Source organism: Kitasatospora cinereorecta (genome assembly GCF_024172095.1).
In the GTDB taxonomy this organism is placed as follows: domain Bacteria; phylum Actinomycetota; class Actinomycetes; order Streptomycetales; family Streptomycetaceae; genus Kitasatospora; species Kitasatospora cinereorecta.
Map to the genome: position 1 here is coordinate 409097 of NZ_JAMZDX010000001.1, position 19404 is coordinate 428500.

14 protein-coding genes and 1 riboswitch are annotated in these 19404 nt (G+C 73.9%); of the genes, 9 read left to right on the forward strand and 5 right to left on the reverse strand.

What is annotated here, in order from left to right; translation table 11 throughout:
* Nucleotides 1–113 precede the first annotated feature (113 nt).
* Together FHR36_RS01950 and FHR36_RS01955 are read right to left on the reverse strand one after the other, a co-directional pair.
* Nucleotides 114–902: an SDR family NAD(P)-dependent oxidoreductase gene (locus tag FHR36_RS01950; protein WP_253793189.1), complete on the reverse strand. Its 789-nt coding sequence runs from the start codon at nt 900–902 to the stop codon at nt 114–116.
* 40 nt (nt 903–942) lie between these two features.
* Complete coding sequence (locus tag FHR36_RS01955) at nt 943–2259, reverse strand: nucleotide sugar dehydrogenase (RefSeq protein WP_253793191.1); 1317 nt, start codon at nt 2257–2259, stop codon at nt 943–945.
* 587 nt (nt 2260–2846) lie between these two features.
* Between FHR36_RS01955 and mfd the strand changes: the two genes are divergently transcribed.
* Nucleotides 2847–6464 carry a transcription-repair coupling factor gene (gene mfd / locus FHR36_RS01960; RefSeq protein WP_253793193.1) on the forward strand — a complete coding sequence of 1206 codons (3618 nt, stop codon included), beginning with the start codon at nt 2847–2849 and terminating at the stop codon, nt 6462–6464.
* 66 nt (nt 6465–6530) lie between these two features.
* Here mfd and FHR36_RS01965 read toward each other — a convergent pair whose 3' ends face one another.
* A complete protein-coding gene (locus tag FHR36_RS01965) occupies nt 6531–7658 on the reverse strand; it encodes a phage baseplate protein (RefSeq protein ID WP_253793196.1) in 1128 nt (375 codons plus the stop codon).
* A gap of 81 nt (nt 7659–7739) precedes the next feature.
* A complete protein-coding gene (locus FHR36_RS01970; RefSeq protein WP_253793198.1) occupies nt 7740–8351 on the reverse strand; it encodes a DUF4352 domain-containing protein in 612 nt (203 codons plus the stop codon).
* Between the two features lie 198 nt (nt 8352–8549).
* On the opposite strand from FHR36_RS01970, the gene FHR36_RS01975 reads away from it, so the two are divergent.
* The 5 genes from FHR36_RS01975 to FHR36_RS01995 all read left to right on the forward strand — a co-directional run bounded on the left by FHR36_RS01975 (nt 8550) and on the right by FHR36_RS01995 (nt 14932).
* Nucleotides 8550–10697 (forward strand): N-6 DNA methylase, encoded by a 2148-nt coding sequence (locus tag FHR36_RS01975; RefSeq protein WP_253793200.1) that lies wholly within the window; start codon nt 8550–8552, stop codon nt 10695–10697.
* A 126-nt stretch (nt 10698–10823) separates the two neighbouring features.
* Nucleotides 10824–11441 carry a hypothetical protein gene (locus FHR36_RS01980; protein WP_253793201.1) on the forward strand — a complete coding sequence of 206 codons (618 nt, stop codon included), beginning with the start codon at nt 10824–10826 and terminating at the stop codon, nt 11439–11441.
* Nucleotides 11438–13087, forward strand: a complete 1650-nt coding sequence (locus tag FHR36_RS01985; protein ID WP_308199125.1) for a protein kinase domain-containing protein — start codon at nt 11438–11440, stop codon at nt 13085–13087. The genes FHR36_RS01980 and FHR36_RS01985 overlap by 4 nt, the downstream gene beginning before the upstream one ends.
* A 178-nt stretch (nt 13088–13265) precedes the next feature.
* Complete coding sequence (locus FHR36_RS01990; RefSeq protein WP_253793204.1) at nt 13266–13901, forward strand: SurA N-terminal domain-containing protein; 636 nt, start codon at nt 13266–13268, stop codon at nt 13899–13901.
* Between the two features lie 35 nt (nt 13902–13936).
* Entirely contained in the window at nt 13937–14932 is a 996-nt protein-coding gene (locus tag FHR36_RS01995) for a nucleoside triphosphate pyrophosphohydrolase (RefSeq protein WP_253793207.1), read from the forward strand.
* Here the strand turns inward: FHR36_RS01995 and FHR36_RS02000 are convergent.
* Nucleotides 14887–15318, reverse strand: coding sequence for an SDR family NAD(P)-dependent oxidoreductase (locus tag FHR36_RS02000; protein ID WP_253793209.1), 432 nt, complete (start codon nt 15316–15318; stop codon nt 14887–14889). The two genes, FHR36_RS01995 and FHR36_RS02000, sit on opposite strands and share 46 nt — an antisense overlap.
* A gap of 155 nt (nt 15319–15473) precedes the next feature.
* Here FHR36_RS02000 and FHR36_RS02005 point away from each other — a divergent pair, with 155 nt between their 5' ends.
* From FHR36_RS02005 to eno, 3 genes are all read left to right on the forward strand, one after another.
* Nucleotides 15474–16736 carry a cytochrome P450 family protein gene (locus tag FHR36_RS02005; RefSeq protein WP_253793211.1) on the forward strand — a complete coding sequence of 421 codons (1263 nt, stop codon included), beginning with the start codon at nt 15474–15476 and terminating at the stop codon, nt 16734–16736.
* A 200-nt stretch (nt 16737–16936) separates the two neighbouring features.
* A riboswitch (cyclic di-AMP (ydaO/yuaA leader) is annotated at nt 16937–17102 on the forward strand.
* 3 nt (nt 17103–17105) lie between these two features.
* Nucleotides 17106–17825, forward strand: coding sequence for a LysM peptidoglycan-binding domain-containing protein (locus FHR36_RS39140; RefSeq protein WP_301329680.1), 720 nt, complete (start codon nt 17106–17108; stop codon nt 17823–17825).
* Between the two features lie 203 nt (nt 17826–18028).
* The gene (eno, locus tag FHR36_RS02020; protein ID WP_253793213.1) at nt 18029–19315 is read left to right on the forward strand and encodes a phosphopyruvate hydratase; all 1287 of its coding nucleotides are present in this window, start codon (nt 18029–18031) and stop codon (nt 19313–19315) included.
* Nucleotides 19316–19404: the final 89 nt, after the last annotated feature.

The window sequence follows — 19404 nt, forward strand, 5'->3', positions numbered from 1 at the left end:
GCGCCGCCCGGACAGGCTCGGGCCCGGCTCCCCACGACGGGGACCCGGGCCCGCGGCGTACCCCCGGCGCGCGCACCCCGACGCCGGTGGGCCGGTCGGGTCGGGAGCGGGACCTACCGGCCGAGGACGGCGCCGCCGTTGAGGCCGATGATCTGGCCGGTGAGGTAGCCGGCGGCGGGGGAGGCGATGTAGGCGACGGCGGCGGCCACGTCGGCGGGGGTGCCGGCGCGGCCGACCAGGGTGTCGGCGATCTTGGCGTCGTGGAACCCGGGGCTCCAGTAGTCGCCGAAGATCTCGGTGTCGGTGACGTAGCCGGGCGCCAGCACGTTGACGGTGATGCCGTCGGGGCCGAGCAGCCGGGCCAGGCCGAAGGCCCAGCCGTGCAGGCCGGCCTTGGCGGCGGCGTACGAGCCGGCGGACTGCGGTCCGGCCCCGCCGCGCTGGGCGGCCGCGGAGCTGATCATGATCAGCCGCCCGCCGGGCCGTCGCAGGGAGCCGAGCAGCGCCGAGGTGAGCAGGACGGCGGTGATCAGGTTGGTGTCGAGGTCGTGCCGCCAGGCGTCGGCGAGGGAGGCGAGCGAGTCGTCCGCGGGCGGGGTGATCACGGCGCCGGCGTTGTTGACCAGGACGTCGACCGGCCCGAGGGCGGTGATCCGTTCGGCGGCGGCGGTGACCTGGGCCGGGTCGGTCAGGTCGGCCGCGACCGGGACGGCGCTGCCGGGCCCGGCCAGGTCGTCGATCTCGTGCGCGGCGTGTTCCAGCACCTCGGCCCGCCGTCCGATCAGCGCCACGCGGTGCCCGGCGGCCGCCAGCTCCGCGGCGATCGCCTTCCCGATGCCGGTGCCTCCGCCGGACACCACCGCCAGCCGTTCCCGCACTGCCCCGCCCGCTTCGATGATCATGGAGTCAGCGTAGATCGGCGGGCGGGGCGCCGGGGGCGGATCAGAGCACCTCGACGCCGGCCCCGGTGAGCCGGCGGCGGCAGTCGAGGACGTAGCGGGAGTGGGCGACGACGGCGTCGTAGTCGAACTCGTCGTGGTCGGCGAGCAGCACGACCGCGTCGGCGGCGGCCAGTTCCTCGGGGGTGGCCTCGACCCGGCGGACGGAGGCCAGCGGCCCGCCGTCGTGGGCGGCGGTGCGCTGGCCGGGGATGCCGGGGACGGCCGGTTCGGCGACGTGCACGCCGGCCACCACATGCGGGTCGGCGGCGCGGACGTCGGCGCCCATCCGGCTGAGCAGTTCGACCACCCGGGCGGCCGGGGTCTCGCGGGCGTCGCCGGTGTTCTTCTTGTACGCGAGGCCGAGGACCAGGATCCGCGAGCCGTTGACCGACAGCCGCCGCTCGTTGAGCGCCTCCACCAGGCGGCGGACCACATAGTCGGGCATGTGGCTGTTGACGTCGTTGGCCAGCTCGACGAAGCGGAAGGACTGGCCGAGCGCCCGCTCGACCCGCCAGGACAGGTACGAGGGGTCGATCGGCAGGCAGTGGCCGCCGACGCCGGGGCCCGGGGTGAAGCGCAGGAAACCGAAGGGCTTGGTGGAGGCGGCGTCAATGGCCTCCCACACGTCGATACCGAGGTCGTGGGCGAACATCGCCAGCTCGTTGACCAGGGCGATGTTGACGTGCCGGAAGGTGTTCTCCAGCAGCTTGGTGAGCTCGGCCTCCTTGCAGGAGGAGACCGGGACGGTGCGCTCGACCAGCTGTCCGTAGAACCCGTCGACCGCGGCCAGGCCCTCGGGGGTGGTGCCGGAGACGACCTTGGGGGTGTTCTCCAGCTTCCACACCGGATTGCCGGGGTCGATCCGCTCGGGGCTGTAGCCGAGGTGGAAGTCGCGTCCCGCGGTCAGCCCGGAGCCCTGCTCCAGCAGCGGGGCGAGCAACTCCTCGGTGGTGCCGGGGTAGGTGGTGGACTCCAGGACCACGGTGGCGCCCGGGCGCAGGTGCTCGGCCAGCAGCCGGGCGGACGCCTCGATGTACGAGAGGTCGGGCGCGCCCTCGCGCAGTGGGGTGGGCACGGTGATCACCGCGATGTCGAAACCGGCCACGTCGGCCGGGTCGGCGGAGGGCAGGTAGGCGCCGTCCTCCAGCAGCGGGCGCAGCCGCTCGCCGGGGATGTCCTCGACGTACGACTCGCCGACGGCGAGCCGCTTGATCCGGCGCTCGTCCACGTCGTACCCGACGACCCGATGGCCCACCTCGGCGGCACGTACCGCCAGCGGGAGCCCGACATAGCCCTGACCTGCGATGACGACGCGCATGACGAAGAAACCCCCTGCATCGCGAACCGGTGTCCCCACACCTTCTTCACGTGAGGGTACGGAGGTCGGCCCGTCGTGCGGGGCGGTTCCGGTGAAGTGGGCGCAAAGCCGCCCGAACGTCCCGGGAAGCGGGTCGTCGACAGGAACGGCGAGAGGAACGGCGACAGGAACGGCCGCGGGCACGTCGGCGCCGAGACCCGCGGCGCCCGTGACAGGAAGTGGGGCGCCGCGGTCCCGGCGATGGTGGCGCGGGCGCCCCCACCCAGGGTCGCCCGGCCCTCGCACCCCCGACCCCCATCGGGAAGTGCGACCGCGCTGCCACAGCCATCCCCCACGGTTGGATGCGGCGTGCGCTGAGACCATCTTGCGCGCCGACCATGGACGGACAGTGACAGGAGTATGTCCGATTCATGATCTCTGGTGTCGGGCGGGCGGCTGCGCCCCGGCCGTCGGCGCCGCCGCGCCGCGTGCGCGCCGGAACTGCGGCGTAGGCTGGATACCCCCGGGGCGCACCGCGTGCCGGGCCGTTCGTGCTGCCCGGCTCGCCGTTCGGCGCCGGGCCACTCCTGCCGTGGAGATCTTGACGTATGAGCCTGTCCGGACTGCTCGATGTCGTCGTACGCGACGCCGCTCTCGCCGAGGCGATCGAGGCGGCCGCCACGGGACACAGGCAGCACCTCGACCTGGTCGGCCCGCCGGCCGCCCGGCCGTTCGTGATCGCCGCGCTGGCCCGCTCGCTCGCCGACCGGGCCGGTGAGCACGGCCGCCCGGTGCTCGCGGTGACCGCGACCGGCCGCGAGGCCGAGGACCTGGCGGCGAGCCTGCGCTCGCTGCTGCCGCCCGACGCGGTCGCGGAGTTCCCGGCCTGGGAGACGCTGCCGCACGAGCGGCTCTCCCCCCGCTCGGACACCGTCGGCCGGCGGCTCGCGGTGCTGCGCCGGATCGTTCATCCGCGTGCCGACGACGCGGCGGCCGGCCCGGTCCAGGTGGTGGTCGCGCCGGTGCGCAGCGTGCTGCAGCCGCAGGTGAAGGGGCTCGCCGAGCTGGAGCCGGTGGCGCTGCGGCGCGGTGAGCAGCACGACCTGGACTCGGTCGCCCGCCGGCTCGCCGCGGCCGCCTACGCCCGGGTCGAACTGGTCGAGAAGCGCGGCGAGTTCGCGGTGCGCGGCGGCATCCTGGACGTCTTCCCGCCGACCGAGGAGCACCCGCTGCGGGTGGAGTTCTGGGGCGACGACGTCGAGGAGATCCGTTACTTCAAGGTCGCCGACCAGCGGTCGCTGGAGATCGCCGAGCACGGCCTGTGGGCGCCACCGTGCCGCGAGCTGCTGCTGACCGAGGAGGTCCGCTCCCGGGCGGCCGCGCTGGCACAGGACCACCCCGAGCTGGGCGAGATCCTGGACAAGATCGCCCAGGGCATCGCGGTGGAGGGCATGGAGTCCCTCGCCCCGGTGCTGGTGGACGACATGGAACTGCTGCTGGACGTGCTGCCCCAGGGCTCGGTCGCGGTGGTCTGCGACCCGGAGCGGGTGCGTACCCGGGCGGCCGACCTGGTGGCGACCAGCCACGAGTTCCTCCAGGCGTCCTGGGTGGCGGCCGCGGCCGGCGCCGACCGGCCGATCGACCTGGAGGCGATCGACGTCTCGGCCGCCTCGCTCTGGTCGCTGGCCTCGGTGCGCGAGCACGCCGCCGAGATCGGGCTGCCCTGGTGGTCGGTGAGCCCGTTCGCCACCAGCGACTCGAGCGTCAGCGAGATCCTGGAGTTCGACGCGGACACGCTCACCCTGGGCATGCACGCCGTGGAGGCGTACCGGGGCGACACCGCGCGGGCCATCGCCGACGCCAAGGAGCGGCTGAACGCCGACTGGCGGGTGGTCATGGTGACCGAGGGCCACGGCCCGGCCGCCCGCCTCGCCGAGGTGCTCGGCAACGAGGGCATCCCGGCCCGGCTGGTCGCCGACCTGGCCGAGGCACCGACCCGGGACGTCGTGTACGTCTCCTGCGGCTCGATCGAGTACGGTTTCGTCGACGAGGAGTTGAAGCTCACCGTCGTCACCGAGACCGACCTGTCCGGCCAGAAGTCCTCCACCAAGGACATGCGCCGGATGCCGTCCCGCCGCCGCAACGCCATCGACCCGCTGGCCCTGGTGGCCGGCGACTACGTGGTGCACGAGCAGCACGGCGTCGGCAAGTACGTGGAGATGGTGCAGCGCACCGTCCAGGGCGCCACCCGCGAGTACCTGGTGCTGGAGTACGCGCCCGCCAAGCGCGGCCACCCCGGCGACCGGCTGTTCGTGCCCAGCGACCAGCTGGACCAGGTCACCAAGTACGTCGGCGGCGAGGCGCCCACCCTGCACCGCCTGGGCGGCGCGGACTGGGCGAAGACCAAGCAGCGGGCCAAGAAGGCGGTCAGGGAGATCGCCGCCGACCTGATCAAGCTGTACAGCGCCCGGATGGCCGCGCCCGGCCACACCTTCGGCCCGGACACCCCGTGGCAGCGCGAGCTGGAGGACGCCTTCCCGTACGCGGAGACGCCCGACCAGCTGACCACCATCGCCGAGGTCAAGGCGGACATGGAGAAGTCCGTCCCGATGGACCGGCTGATCTGCGGCGACGTCGGCTACGGCAAGACCGAGATCGCGGTCCGGGCGGCCTTCAAGGCGGTGCAGGACGGCAAGCAGGTGGCGGTGCTGGTGCCCACCACGCTGCTGGTGCAGCAGCACTTCTCCACCTTCGCCGAGCGGTACGCCAACTTCCCGGTGACGGTGAAGGCGCTGTCCCGCTTCCAGACCGACTCCGAGGCGAAGGCGGTACTGGAGGGCCTGTTCGAGGGCTCGGTGGACGTGGTCATCGGCACCCACCGGCTGTTCTCCTCCGAGACCCGGTTCAAGGACCTCGGCCTGGTGATCGTCGACGAGGAGCAGCGCTTCGGCGTCGAGCACAAGGAGCAGCTGAAGAAGCTGCGGGCCAACGTCGACGTGCTGACCATGTCGGCGACCCCGATCCCGCGCACCCTGGAGATGGCGGTCACCGGCATCCGCGAGATGTCCACCATCACCACCCCGCCGGAGGAGCGGCACCCGGTGCTGACCTTCGTCGGCCCGTACGACGAGAAGCAGATCTCCGCCGCGATCCGGCGCGAACTCCTGCGCGAGGGCCAGGTCTTCTACATCCACAACCGGGTGGAGTCGATCGACAAGGCGGCGGCGCGGCTGAAGGACCTCGTCCCCGAGGCGCGGGTCGCCACCGCGCACGGGCAGATGGGCGAGACCCAGCTGGAGAAGGTCGTGGTCGACTTCTGGGAGAAGGAGTTCGACGTCCTGGTCTCCACCACGATCGTGGAGTCCGGCATCGACATCTCCAACGCCAACACCCTGATCGTCGAGCGCGGCGACACCTTCGGCCTCTCCCAGCTGCACCAGCTGCGCGGCCGGGTCGGCCGCGGCCGCGAGCGCGGCTACGCGTACATGCTCTACCCGCCGGAGAGGCCGCTCACCGAGACCGCGCACGAGCGCCTGGCCACCATCGCCCAGCACACCGAGATGGGCGCCGGTATGTACGTCGCCATGAAGGACCTGGAGATCCGCGGCGCCGGCAACCTGCTCGGCGGCGAGCAGTCCGGGCACATCGCGGGCGTCGGCTTCGACCTCTACATGCGGATGGTCGGCGAGGCGGTGGCCGAGTTCCGCGAGTCGCTGGAGGCGGGCGGCGCCGAGCCGGAGGAGGAGCCGCTGGAGGTGAAGATCGAGCTGCCGGTCGACGCCCACGTGCCGCACGACTACGCGCCGGGGGAGCGACTGCGGCTCCAGGCGTACCGCTCGATCGCGGCGGTCAACTCGGAGGAGGACATCGTCCACGTCCGGGAGGAGCTCACCGACCGCTACGGCAAGCTGCCCGAGCCGGTGGAGAACCTGCTGCTGGTGGCCGGGCTGCGGCTGTACGCGCGCCGCTGCGGCATCGGCGACATCACCCTGCAGGGCAACTTCGTCCGCTTCGGGCCGGTGGAACTGCGCGAGTCGCAGGAGCTGCGGCTGAACCGGCTGTACCCGCGCACCCAGGTCAAGGCGGCCGCGCAGCAGCTGCTGGTGCCGCGGCCGTCCAGCGGCGGGCGGATCGGCGGCAAGCCGCTGCTCGGGCGGGAACTGCTGTCGTGGTCCACGGAGTTCCTCACCACCATGTTCGACGACCTGGCCGGCTCGAAGCGCTAGCCGCTTGGACAGGTCGGGGGTGGCGCTCCGGTGCGGGCGCCACCCCTCGGTGGTTCACGGCCCATTTCACGGCTGGACGAGCAGGTCCTTGCCGTAGATCGTCGCCCGGTGGTCGGTGCCGGGCTGGTTGGAGGCGAAACCGAGGCCGAGCCGGAACACCCCCGGCTGCGCCGGGTCCGGGACGTGGATGCCGAGGCCCTCCGGCTCGCGGTAGTCCAGCGTGTACGCGGCCTTGGTGGGGCGGGTCTCGACGACGGCGCCGGTGGTGAGGTCCACCGAGCTGAGGAAGGTGTTCCCGATGCCCGGTCGGGAGATCACCACCTCGGTGCCGTCGACGGTCTCGGTGCTGCCGTACGCGTTGCCGTGCAGCAGGTAGAGGTAGCGGCCGACCGCGGCGTAGCCCTGGAACGCGGGGTGCCCGTAGGTGGCCGCGTCCACGGTGATCTGCGGTTCGTCGATCCCGGCGAGCGGCCGGTCCCAGACGCCGAGGCGGGCGAGGGCCAGGTCGTGCACCCGGTAGTGCATCAGGCCCGTGCCGAGCGAGTAGCGGTGGACCAGCCGGCCGTACACCGGGTCGACGCTCGCCGTGTTCACCGTGGAGCCCGGGACGGGCGTGTGCTTCACCAGGGCGGGCGACGTACTGTCCAGCACCGTGCCGTCGGCGAACGGGAAGCGGGCCAGCCGGGTGCCCCGGCTGGTGTGATCCGCCTGCTCGACGGCGTCGACCTCGGTCCACAGGTACGCGGTCGGACCGACCGGCTCGACCCCGATGCTCACACCGTGGCCGAAGCCGCGCAGGTACATCGAGCCGAGCCGATTGCCCGCCAGGTCCCACTGGGTGATCGCCAGGTCGCCGTGGCGGCTGCGCTCCGCGCCGGACACCGCCGCCGGTTCGTCGGCCAGCCGGATCCCGCCCTGCATCACCTGGGCCAGGTAGATCCGGCCGTTGGCGCTGTCGTAGCCGAAGGACTGCAGCACGGTGGAGTTCTGCAGGGCCTTCTCCCGGATCCAGCTGTCCGAGCCGTCGTTCAGGTCGATCCGGGCCGAGGGCACCAGCAGCGCCGAACCCGGGGACGGGTCCGCGGCCGCCGCGGCCGGGCCGGTGCCGGCCGTCAGCGCTCCGCCGGCGGCGAGGACGGCAGCACCGCCCCGGGCGAGGATCGAACGGCGGCTCGGGCGCGGTGGCTCGCTCATGATCGTCATCCCGGCATGTCATCACGCCGGACGGGACCGCGGTAGACCGCGTCGCGGCCGGGCCGCGCCCGACGGGCCGGTTCAGCCGAGCTTCCACTGGCCGGTCTGCTGGGCGAAGCCGCTGTCCAGGCCGAACTGGGCCTTGTCCAGCTTGGCGTCCTTGGGGACCTCGAAGGTGATGAAGCCGAGCGCGCTCTCCCCGGGGGCGATGTTCGCCGGCACCTGGAAGCCGGGACCCGCCTTGGTGTCGGCGACGGTGGAGCCGTACGCCTGGCCCTGGGCGTCGATCAGCTTCGCGCTGTTCTGCGGGGCGTCGCTGTAGGCCTTGGCGCCGGTCGCCTTGATCTGGAACTGGACGGCGACGAAGCGCTTGCCGTCGGCCGGCTTGGTGAACTCGTCCTCCCCCTCGGCGTTGTCCACCACCTTCACCAGCGTCACATCGGCGGTGTTGGTCTTCTCGGTGCCCTTGAGCCCGATGGTGTCGCCGACCTTGGCGGCACCGGCCGGGGCCGGCTTGGCGTCGCCCGAGGCGGCGGCGGAGGAGGTCTGCTTGGCGTCGGTGGAGACCGAGCTGCCCGACGGGTCGCAGGCGGTGACCCCCAGGACGACCAGCGAGGCGCCGAGCAGGACGGCGGCGCTGCGACGGGCGGTGGTGCGGCGGGCGATGTTGCTGCGGTTGGTGGCGATGGCCATGACGAACTCCCCCTGGACGAGTGCTGATTCGCGGGCCGCTCGGCCCTGGCGATGCATCGATCACACCATGCGAATGTGAACAGTGTCAACGGCAATTCATCAAACCTCTCTGTTCACGTGTGAACGGACCGGTCGGGGTGGCATGGCTATGCTGTGTGGTCACAACGCCCGCCCGTCGAGCCCACCGAGGGAGCCCCCGTGCCGGACCGCCCCGAGGTGACCGCCGTCGAGATCGCCCGACTCGCCGGCGTCGGCCGGGCCGCCGTCTCCAACTGGCGCCGCCGCCACCCCGACTTCCCCCGCCCCATCGGCGGCACCGACAGCAGCCCGACCTTCCCCCTCGACCAGGTCGAGCAGTGGCTGCGCAGCCAGGGCAAACTCGCCGAACTCCCGCTGCTGGAACAGGCCTGGCGGCTCACCGAAACCCTCCGCGACCCGGCCGGGCCGCCGCTCGCGCCACTGCTCTGGGCCGGCGCCCTCCTGCTCCTGCTCCACCGCATGCCGCAGGACTGGACCGAGCTCGCCGACCGGCCCGACACCCGACTCGCCACTGCCCTGCCGCGCGCCCTGCGCCGCACTGCCGAGGCCGCGCTCGGCACGCCCGCCACCGACACGCTCGGCCTCCCCGCCCTGGCCGGCTCCACCTCCCTCGACCTCGCCCGCCTGCTCGCCCGCCTCGCCGAGCAGCACGGCCCCACCGGCACGTACGAGCAGCTGCTCACCCGCCACGCCGAGGCCAACAGCCGCCAGCTCGCCCCCACCCCGCCGGAGGCCGCCGCCCTGCTCGCCGCCCTGGCCGGAGCTGGACCGGGCGCGGACGCCTGGCCGCACGAGGGCCGTACCGGACCGGTCACCGTGCTCGACCCCGCGTGCGGGCTCGGCGCGCTGCTGCTGGCCGCAGGCCCCGACACGGCCCGGGCCGGCCAGGACCTCGACCCCGGGTACGCGGCCCTCGCCCTGCTCCGGCTCGCCCTGCACACCCCCGCCGCCGTCCCGGGCCCGCTGACCCTCGACCTGCGGTCCGGCGACGCGCTGCGCGCCGACGCCCACCCCGGCCTCACCGCCGACCTGGTGCTCTGCCAACCCCCGTACAACGAGCGCGACTGGGGCCACGACGCCCTGCAGTACGACACGCGCTGGCCCGGCGGCGTCGTCCCGCCGCGCGGGGAGTCCGAACTCGCCTGGGTGCTCCACTGCCTCGCCCACACCCGGCCCGGCGGCCTCGCCGCCCTGCTGCTGCCGCCCACCGTCGCCTCCCGGCGGGCGGGCCGACGGGTGCGCGCCGAACTGATCCGCAGCGGCGCCCTGCGCGCCGTGGTCGCCCTCCCGGCCGGCGCCGCCCCGCCCTACGGCGTACCGCTCCACCTCTGGGTGCTGCGGCGCCCCCGCCCGGACGACGAGTTCCGGCACCTGCTGCTGCTCGACGCCGCCGCGACCCACCCCACCGCCGAGGGCGGCCGCGAACGCGTCGACTGGCCCGCGCTCGGCCGTACCGTCCTCGACGCCTGGCACGCCTTCGACGCCGCCGCCCGCACCGGCGGACCGCTCCCCGCCGACCGGCCCGGTGTCCACCGCGCGGTCGCCGCCCTCGACCTGCTCGACGACGAGACCGACCTCTCGCCCGCCCGCCACCTCCCCGCCGCCGCACCGGCCGCCGGCGCCGACACCCTCTCCCACCTGCGCGGACGGCTCGGCGAGCTGCTCGGCGAGCTCGCCGACCTCGACCACCGCCTGCCCGCCGTCACCGCCGTCCCGGCGGTGACCACGCCGGTCGTCACCGTCGGCGAACTCGCGCGCGGCGGCGCACTCGAGATCCACTCCGCGGGGCCGGGCGGCCCCGGGCGGGCGTCCGGTCCGGGGTCGGGCGCCCCCCTGCTCACCGACCAGGACCTGCTCGCCGGCCGTCCCCCGAGCGGTGCCACCGACCCCGGCCACCCCGAGGCCCTCACCGCGCGGCCGGGCGACGTCCTGGTGCCGGCCCTCGGTGGCGAGACGGCCCATGCCGTGCACGCCGGCGACCGGTACGACGGGGCCGTCCTCGGCCCCCGACTCCACCTGCTGCGGCCCGACCCGGCCCAGCTCGACCCCGACTTCCTGGCCGGCCGCCTCCGCGCCACCGGCACCACCCGCCGCGCCAGCAGCCACGCCTCCACCACCACTCGGCTCGACATCCGCCGCCTCGAAATCCCCCGTCTCCCGGTCGAGCGTCAACGCACCCTCGGCGCCGCCTTCCGCCGCCTCGCCGACTTCCACACCGCCCTCACCGACGCCGCCGGCCTCGGCCGCGACCTCGCCCGCGCCCTCACCGACGCCATCGCCTCCGGCACGGTCGAGCCGGCCGAGTAGGACGGACGGGGTGGCGAGCCGTCACCCTCGTGCGTCCTGTCCGGGGTTGTGAACGCGGCTCCGTGCGGGGGAGCGGTGGCGGTACGGTGTGCGAAGCCCTGTCACCGCTGTCGCTGAGGAGCGTGCATGCCCGGCCCCGTCGCGTCCGGTCCGTACCGCGTCGGGACGACCGTCCTGTGCTGTGCGCTGCCGCTGCTCACGTTCGGGGTCCTCGGCATGGCGCCCTCGCTGGTCCTGGCGGCCGGGCGCCGACGGGCGGTCGACATCGTCTGGGCGGTCGTCTTCGGGGCGCTCCAGCTGACGTTCTTCGTCTGCGCCGGACTGGCGCCGCACGGCAGCACCGACACGGTCTACGACAACGTGGGCGCGGCCTCGATGGTGGCGCTGTGGTTCGGCGCGCCGGTGCACTTCCTGGTGATGAACCGTCGGGTCAGCTGGCCGGCACCGAAGGTGTTCGCGCCGCCGCCGAACCCGTACGCCGTGCCCGGCTACCCGGCCCAGCCGTACCCGACCCCGACCCCCGCCCCGTACCCGACCACGTACCCGACCCCGACCCCGTACCCGCCCACGGCGCCGACCCACCCGTACGTCCCCCAGGCCCAGGTCCAGGTCCAGGCCCAGGCCCAGCCGAGCGACCGGCCGCAGGCGCAGCCGCGGACCCCCGCGCCCGGGCCCGCCACCGGCGAGGACCTCCAGCAGCTCGCCGAACTGCTGCGGCGCCAGGCGCAGGAGGGCCGGCCGTGACCGGTGCCCGGCTGGTCGACGGCCGGTACCGGCTGGTCGACGGCCGGTACCGGCTGGTCGAGAAGATCGGGCACGGCGGCATGGGCCAGGTGTGGGCGGCCCGCGACGAGCGGCTGGAGCGGCCGGTCGCGGTGAAGCTGCTGCGCACCGACCGGCTCGCCGAGGCCGGCGCCGGCAGGACGGCCGGCCGGGCGGAGGAGTTGCGCCGCCGCTTCCTGCGCGAGTGCCGGATCAGTGCGGCGCTCGACCACCCGGGGCTGGTCACCGTCTTCGACGCCGGGTCGGACGGCGGCGAGCTGTACCTGGTGATGCAGCGCGTCCCGGGCCTGAGCCTGGCGGACCTGCTCGCCGAGGAGGGCCCGCTGACGGCGGACCGGGCGGTGGCCGTCGCCGCGCAGGTGTGTGCGGCGCTGGCCGCGGTGCACGCCGTCGAGGTGGTGCACCGGGACCTCAAGCCGAGCAACGTGATGGTCCGGGACGACGGCCGGGTGGTCCTGCTGGACCTGGGCATCGCCACGGCGCTGGACCCCGAGTCCACCCGCCTCACCCTCACCGGCAGTCCGATCGGCAGCCCTGCCTACATGGCCCCCGAGCAGGCGCTGGCCGCGGCCGTGGACCGGCGCAGCGACCTGTACGCGCTCGGCTGCATGCTGCACGAGATGCTGACCGGCGACGCGCCGTTCCCGGCGCCGAGCGCGCTGGGTGTGCTGCGCCGCCACGTGGACGACCCGCCGGTACCGCTGCGCGAGGTGCGGCCGGAGCTGCCGATCGAACTGGAGGCGCTGGTCCTCGACCTGCTGGCGAAGCAGCCGGCCGACCGTCCGGCCGACGCCCGGGCGGTGCACGCCCGGTTGCTGCCGCTGCTCCCCGCTCCGGCGGGGACGCCCCAGCCCCCGCCCGGCCCGGTGCCGGACCCGTCCCGTCCCTTCCGCTTCCCGCACCACCCGGCGCCGTCCGGCCCGATCGATCCGCGGACCGGCGGGTGGACCGTCCCGGGCCGGAGCCCTGCCCGGGCCTCGACCCCGACCCCGTCCGGCCTGCGCCCGTCAACCCCGCCGCCGACGGCACCGCAGCCGCCCGAGGAGCTGGCGAGCGCCTGCGCCCGGCTGTCCGATCTGGTCGCCGCCCGCCGCCACACCGAGGTGATCGGGCTGGCCGGGCTGCTGCTGCCGCGGGCCCGGACCGAACTCGGCGAGGGCGCGCCGCTGGTGCAGACCGTCCGGGCGATCCTGGCGCGGACGCTGCTGGCGGAGCACCGGTACGGCGACGCGCTGCCCGAGTACCGGCAGCTCGCGGCGGTGGCGGCCGCCGAGCGGGGCCCGTACGACCCGGCCGTGCTGGATCACCGGGGCCGGGCGGCCCGCTGTCTGGAGGGGCTCGGTCGGGCGGCCGAGGCGCTGGCCGAGTACCGGGCGCTGCTGGCGGTGCACCCGCCGGACGCTCCGGCGGTGCCGGAGCTTCGGGAGCGGGCCGGGCTGCTGCGGGCCGGCGGCGGCGATCGGGACGGCGGCTGGCAGGAGCTGCTGGAGCTGCTGCTGGACACCGAGCGCCGGTACGGCCCGCACCACCCGGACGTGCGCCGCGTGCGCGGGCACCTGGAGGCGCTGGGCACCGGCCGGACGACCACCGGCCCGCACCGCGCGTAGCCGGCACCACGCGCAGCGCAGCACCGCGCGCAGCCCGTACCGCGCCGGACGTCGGCCCGTTCGGGCGACGGTCTGGGCAAGGGTGGGTGCGGCGCTCTACTGTTCGTCCCAGCTCGTCGTACGTGCCAGGAGTACCACCGGAACGCACCAGCCCCACCCACTGCCCGGGAGGCCCCACGTGATCCGCACCAGCTCCGCCCGCCGCCGCAGCCTGCGGACCGCCGTGGGCGTCGCGCTCGCCGCCGCCGCGCTGTCCGCCTGCGGGGCGCAGCCGGCCCACCCGGGCGCCGCCGCCGTGGTGGGCGGGGAGCGGATCAGCGTTGCGTCGGTGGAGGCCCGGATGGCGGCCGTCCGGGACGCGTCGGCGGGTCAGGGCGGGGCGCGGACCGAGCGGGCCGGGCTGGCCAAGCGGACCGTCGCCGACCTGGTCCTGGACCGGGTGATCGCCAAGGCGTTGAACGACCGTCAGCTGTCGGTGAGCGACGCGGAGATCGCCACCAGCCGGGCGGCCGATGCCAAGGTGCTGGGCGGCGAGAGCCAGTTGGAGCGCGAGCTGCTGGCCCGCCAGGGCGTCCCCTCGGCGGACATCGACACCTTCTACCGGCAGCAGCTGGGCATCCAGAAGCTGGCCGCCGCGCAGGGCGAGGACGCCCGCACCACGGTCGGTGACGCGGTGGTCCGCAAGGCCCTGGTGGAGGCGGGCGGCAAGCTCGACATCCAGGTCAACCCGCGCTACGGCCGCTGGGACGTGCAGCAGATCACGCTCGCCGACACGGTCGACGACTGGCTGCCGCAGAACCACCAGCTGTTCTGAGGAAGGCCGCGCGCCGAGCAGGTAGGTTCAAAGGCGTGGACACTCCGAAGCTGACCCTGCTCACCACCACCCACCGCGTCGCCCCCGGCCTGCTGTCCTGGCCGGCGTGGGAGGCCCTGCGGGGCGCTCCCCGGGTGCTGGCCGGTGACGCCGCCCATCCGCAGCTGCCGGCCGTCCGGCAGGCGGGGGTCGAGGTGGAGCTGGTCGAGCGCGGTTCGGCGCCGGCGCTGGCACGGCGGCTGCTCGGAGCGGCGCCGGCCCTGTGGCTGGGCAGCCCGGACGGCGACCCGGGGCTGACCGACGCGCTGGCCCGGATCGCGGTCGAGGAGGCCGGGCAGGTGCCGGAGATCGAGGTGCTGCCCGGCTCGTACGACCTGCCCGGGGCGCGGCTGCTGGACCTGGCCTCGGTGATGGACCGGCTGCGCTCGCCGGGCGGCTGCCCGTGGGACGCCGAGCAGACCCACGAGACCCTGGTGAAGTACCTGGTCGAGGAGGCCTTCGAGCTGGTCGAGGCGATCGAGGAGGGCGACCGGGCGACGCTCCGCGAGGAGCTGGGCGATGTGCTGCTCCAGGTGTTCTTCCACTCCCGGATCGCCGAGGAGCACCCGGAGGACCCGTTCTCCGTCGACGACGTGGCCGGCGACATCGTGGAGAAGCTGATGTACCGGCACCCACACGTGTTCGGGGAGGTGGAGGCGACCGGGTCGGCCCAGGTGGAGGCCAACTGGGAGCAGCTGAAGGCGGCGGAGAAGCAGCGCGAGTCGGTGCTGGACGGGGTGCCGGCCGGCCTGCCGTCGCTGGCGTACGCGGCGAAGCTGGTCTCCCGGGTCCGGCGGGCGGAGTTCACCGCGGTGCCGGACCGGCCGTACGAGCTGCCCGCCGAGTTCACCGAGGAGTCGGCGGGGGAGCTGCTGCTGGCCGTCGCGCAGCGCGGCTACGACGCCGGGGTGGACGTGGACGCGGCGCTGCGGGCGGCGGCCCGGCGCTACCGGGCGGCGGTGCGGGCGGCCGAGGGGCTGTCGGAGGGCTGACGCTGGGTCGGGACGACCTCACCGATCGCCTCGCCGACCTCGGCGAGCAACTCGGCCAGCGGGTCGAGGTGGTGCGGCAGCTCGGCGAGCTGGACGATCCGCTCGCCGTGCGGCCCGGCGACCGCGAACAGGTCGACCGGGCCGAGGTGGCCGGTCGCGGTGTCCACCAGGGCGGCGATGTCGCTGGGGCGGTGCACGTCGCCGCAGACGCCGACCACCGGGCACCCCGGGCGGTCCAGCTCGGTCGCGAGGTCCTCGGCCACACCGGGCCGCAGGTCGGCGATGAGCAGACCGGACGCGCCGGCGGCGGCGAACCGGCGGGCCAGGTCGGCCCCCGAGCCTCCGTCGAGCACGGCGATGACCACCACGGCCCCGGCTACTCGCATGGCTTGCTCCTCCTTGAGCGTCACCTCGCGGACGGCCCGCACTGCCGTCCACCACGGTTATCGGAGGATCGTAGGCACGTCACGACCCTCCGCAACAGGGATTACCCCCCAGGTGACCAGACTCACGCCCGACCGCCACCGGATACGGTCGGGGCATGTCCGACACGCCCGTTCCCGCCCGGCCCGAGCTCTTCACCTGGGAGTTCGCCGCCGACCCCTACCCCGCGTACGCCTGGCTCAGGGAGCACGCGCCGGTGCACCGGACCACGCTGCCGAGCGGTGTCGAGGCGTGGCTGGTGACGCGCTACGCGGACGCCCGGCAGGCGCTGGCCGACAGCCGGCTCTCCAAGAACCCGGCGCACCACAGCGAGCAGGCGCACCGCACCGGCCGGGTCGGCATCCCGGGGGAGCGGCAGGCCGACCTGATGACGCACCTGCTGAACATCGACCCGCCGGACCACACCCGGCTGCGCCGCCTGGTGTCCAAGGCGTTCACCCCGCGCCGGGTGGCGGAGTTCGAGCCGCGGGTGCAGCAGCTCACCGACCGGTTGATCGACTCCTTCGCGGGGCGCGGCGAGGCCGACCTGATCCACGAGTTCGCCTTCCCGCTGCCGATCTACGCGATCTGCGACCTGCTCGGCGTCCCGGCGGAGGACCAGGACGACTTCCGGGACTGGGCCGGCATGATGCTGCGACACACAAAGCCGGGCCACCACGGCGGGCAGCGCGGCGGCGTCGGCCGGGCCGTGAAGAAGATGCGGGCGTACCTGCTCGAACTCATCCACCGCAAGCGCGCGGACCTCGGCGACGACCTGATCTCCGGGCTGATCAGGGCCAGTGACCACGGCGAGCACCTCACCGAGAACGAGGCCGCGGCGATGGCGTTCATCCTGCTCTTCGCCGGCTTCGAGACCACCGTGAACCTGATCGGCAACGGCCTGTACGCGCTGCTGCGCAACCCCGGCCAGCGGGAGCTGCTGCAGGCGGCGCTGGGCCGGGGCGACGGCGCCCTGCTGGAGACCGGCATCGAGGAACTGCTGCGCTACGACGGTCCGGTGGAGCTGGCCACCTGGCGGTTCGCCACCCGGCCGCTGAGCATCGGCGGGGTGGACATCCCGGTCGGGGACCCGGTGCTGGTGGTGCTGGCCGCCGCCGACCGCGACCCGGCCCGGTTCGCCGACGAGAACACCCTCGACCTCGCCCGGAAGGACAATCCCCATCTGGGATTCGGACACGGAATCCATTACTGCATCGGCGCGCCGCTGGCCAGGCTGGAGGGCCGTTCGGCGATCGGCACGCTGCTCACCAGGCTGCCCGATCTGCACCTCGCGGCGGACCCGTCGGAATTGCGCTGGCGCGGAGGTTTGATCATGCGGGGGCTGCGTGAGCTGCCGGTCGGGTTCACTCCTGCGAGTTGACGGCGCGTCGGAACCATCGGCTCCGGATCGGGACAACCCGGGACATGCAGGCATTGTTCGTATCCGATACATGACTCGTCGTAATTTCGGCGTGATATCGGTGATATGAGCTTGTGATCGTCCGTCGGATCTGCCTACTCTCCATCAGTCCGCAGCCGCGGGCCCCGAGTGCGGAACGCCCAACCCTGTCCGCCGCACTGCAGGGAAACCGACCAGACCCGGGCAGGGGCGGGGGAACCAGGTTTGACGCCGTCCCCCAACGGCTTGGGGTGAAGCCGCACGGCAGGAGCATTTCCTGCCGCCGCGGCCGGGCTACTTTCCGGCCCGAACCCGACAGCTCACCTCGCAGGCGTGCGGAGAGGACTCGTCATGCTGTTCACCGGTTCCGGCAAACACCGCCGCAGTACCAAGGCCGAGAAGGCGATCGCCGCCGCAGGCGTCGCGAGCCTGGGACTCGCCCTCCCGCTGCTCGCCGCCACCGGCGCCCACGCCGCCTCGGTCTCCACCTGGGACAGGGTCGCGCAGTGCGAGAGCGGCGGGAACTGGAGCATCAACACCGGCAACGGCTACTACGGTGGCCTCCAGTTCTCCTCCTCCACCTGGAAGTCCTTCGGCGGCACCCAGTACGCGCCGATGGCCCACCAGGCCAGCAAGGGCCAGCAGATCGCCGTGGCCGAGAAGGTGCTGGCCTCGCAGGGGCCGGGCGCCTGGCCGGTCTGCTCGATCAGGGCCGGTCTGGCCAAGGGTGCAGCGCCCGCCCAGGTCGACACCGCCGCGCGCACCGAGGCCAAGCCCGCCGTCAAGAGCGCCGCCCCCGCGCCGAAGCCCGCCACCCCGAAGTCCGCCGCGCCGAGCGCCCCGACCGCCGCCCCGGAGGCCGCGCCGGCCGTCGTGCCGGCCTCGACCGAGCAGACCCCGGCCGCGCCCGCGTCCGGTACCGCCTACACCGTCCGCGAAGGTGACACGCTGTCCGGCATCGCCGCCGACCAGCACCTCGCCGGCGGCTGGGAGCAGCTCTACCAGGCCAACCGCGCCGTGGTCGGCGACAACCCCGACCTGATCCTCCCGGGCCAGACGCTCGCACTCTGACCGGGCCCGCTCCGGCGACGCCCCGGCGCGCGCCCCGCGAGGGGCGCGCCCGGGGTGTCCGCATTTGCTCGACATTCAGGTGAACTACCAGCGAGTACGGCGCCACACGGTGAGACAGGACCATGCTCGGCGTGGCCCCGGAGCGAGCTGCGGTTAGGCTCTGGACGTAACGACTCACATCCGCTTCCGCTAGGAGATGCCTCGTGCCGTCCATCGATGTCGTCGTAGCCCGTGAAATCCTCGACTCCCGCGGCAACCCCACTGTCGAGGTCGAGGTGGGTCTCGACGACGGCAGCACGGGTCGTGCCGCCGTTCCGTCCGGTGCCTCCACCGGCGCCTTCGAGGCTCTGGAGCTCCGCGACGGCGACAAGAACCGCTACTTCGGCAAGGGCGTCGAGAAGGCCGTCCTGGCCGTCATCGAGCAGATCGGCCCCGAGCTGGTCGGCTACGACGCCACCGAGCAGCGGCTGATCGACCAGGCCATGCTCGACCTGGACGCCACCCCGGACAAGTCCTCGCTCGGCGCCAACGCCATCCTCGGCGTCTCGCTCGCCGTCGCGCACGCCGCCTCCGAGGCCAGCGACCTGCCGCTGTTCCGCTACCTGGGCGGCCCGAACGCGCACGTCCTGCCGGTGCCGATGATGAACATCCTCAACGGCGGCTCGCACGCGGACTCCAACGTCGACATCCAGGAGTTCATGATCGCCCCGATCGGCGCGGAGTCCTTCTCCGAGGCCGTCCGCTGGGGCGTCGAGGTCTACCACACCCTCAAGGCGGTCCTGAAGGAGCGCGGCCTGTCCACCGGCCTCGGCGACGAGGGCGGCTTCGCCCCGAACCTGGACTCCAACCGCGAGGCCCTGGACCTCATCACCGAGGCCATCAAGAAGGCCGGCTACACCCCGGGCAAGGACATCGCGCTCGCCCTGGACGTCGCCGCCACCGAGTTCCACAAGGACGGCGTCTACCAGTTCGAGGGCAAGGGCCTGTCCGCCACCGAGCTGATCGACTACTACGCCGACCTGGTCGCCTCCTACCCGCTGGTCTCCATCGAGGACCCGCTGAACGAGGAGGACTGGGAGGGCTGGAAGGCCATCACCGAGAAGCTGGGCGACAAGGTCCAGCTGGTCGGCGACGACCTGTTCGTCACCAACCCGGAGCGCCTGCGCCGCGGCATCGAGTCCGGCACCGCCAACGCGCTGCTGGTGAAGGTCAACCAGATCGGCTCGCTCACCGAGACCCTGGACGCCGTCGAGCTGGCCCAGCGCAACGGCTACCGCTGCATGATGTCGCACCGCTCCGGCGAGACCGAGGACGTCACCATCGCCGACCTCGCCGTCGCCACCAACTGCGGCCAGATCAAGACCGGCGCCCCGGCCCGCTCCGAGCGCGTCGCCAAGTACAACCAGCTGCTGCGCATCGAGGAGATCCTCGACGACGCCGCCGAGTACGCCGGCCGCGGCGCGTTCCCGCGGTTCAAGCACGAGGGCTGAGTACAGCTGAGCCCCGGGCGCTGACACACAGCGCTTGAGATCCGGTGCCCCGGCTTCCACCGCGTAGGGTGGGGGCCGGGGCACCGGCG

What these genes read in the sequence shown, in the direction of transcription:
- FHR36_RS01950 (WP_253793189.1), bottom strand. Translation starts at nt 902, where the DNA reads ATGATCATCGAAGCGGGCGGGGCAGTGCGGGAACGGCTGGCGGTGGTG.
- FHR36_RS01970 (WP_253793198.1), bottom strand. Translation starts at nt 8,351, where the DNA reads ATGGCCATCGCCACCAACCGCAGCAACATCGCCCGCCGCACCACCGCC.
- FHR36_RS39140 (WP_301329680.1), top strand. Translation starts at nt 17,106, where the DNA reads ATGCTGTTCACCGGTTCCGGCAAACACCGCCGCAGTACCAAGGCCGAG.
- FHR36_RS01955 (WP_253793191.1), bottom strand. Translation starts at nt 2,259, where the DNA reads ATGCGCGTCGTCATCGCAGGTCAGGGCTATGTCGGGCTCCCGCTGGCG.
- FHR36_RS02000 (WP_253793209.1), bottom strand. Translation starts at nt 15,318, where the DNA reads ATGCGAGTAGCCGGGGCCGTGGTGGTCATCGCCGTGCTCGACGGAGGC.
- FHR36_RS02005 (WP_253793211.1), top strand. Translation starts at nt 15,474, where the DNA reads ATGTCCGACACGCCCGTTCCCGCCCGGCCCGAGCTCTTCACCTGGGAG.
- mfd (WP_253793193.1), top strand. Translation starts at nt 2,847, where the DNA reads ATGAGCCTGTCCGGACTGCTCGATGTCGTCGTACGCGACGCCGCTCTC.
- FHR36_RS01980 (WP_253793201.1), top strand. Translation starts at nt 10,824, where the DNA reads ATGCCCGGCCCCGTCGCGTCCGGTCCGTACCGCGTCGGGACGACCGTC.
- FHR36_RS01965 (WP_253793196.1), bottom strand. Translation starts at nt 7,658, where the DNA reads ATGAGCGAGCCACCGCGCCCGAGCCGCCGTTCGATCCTCGCCCGGGGC.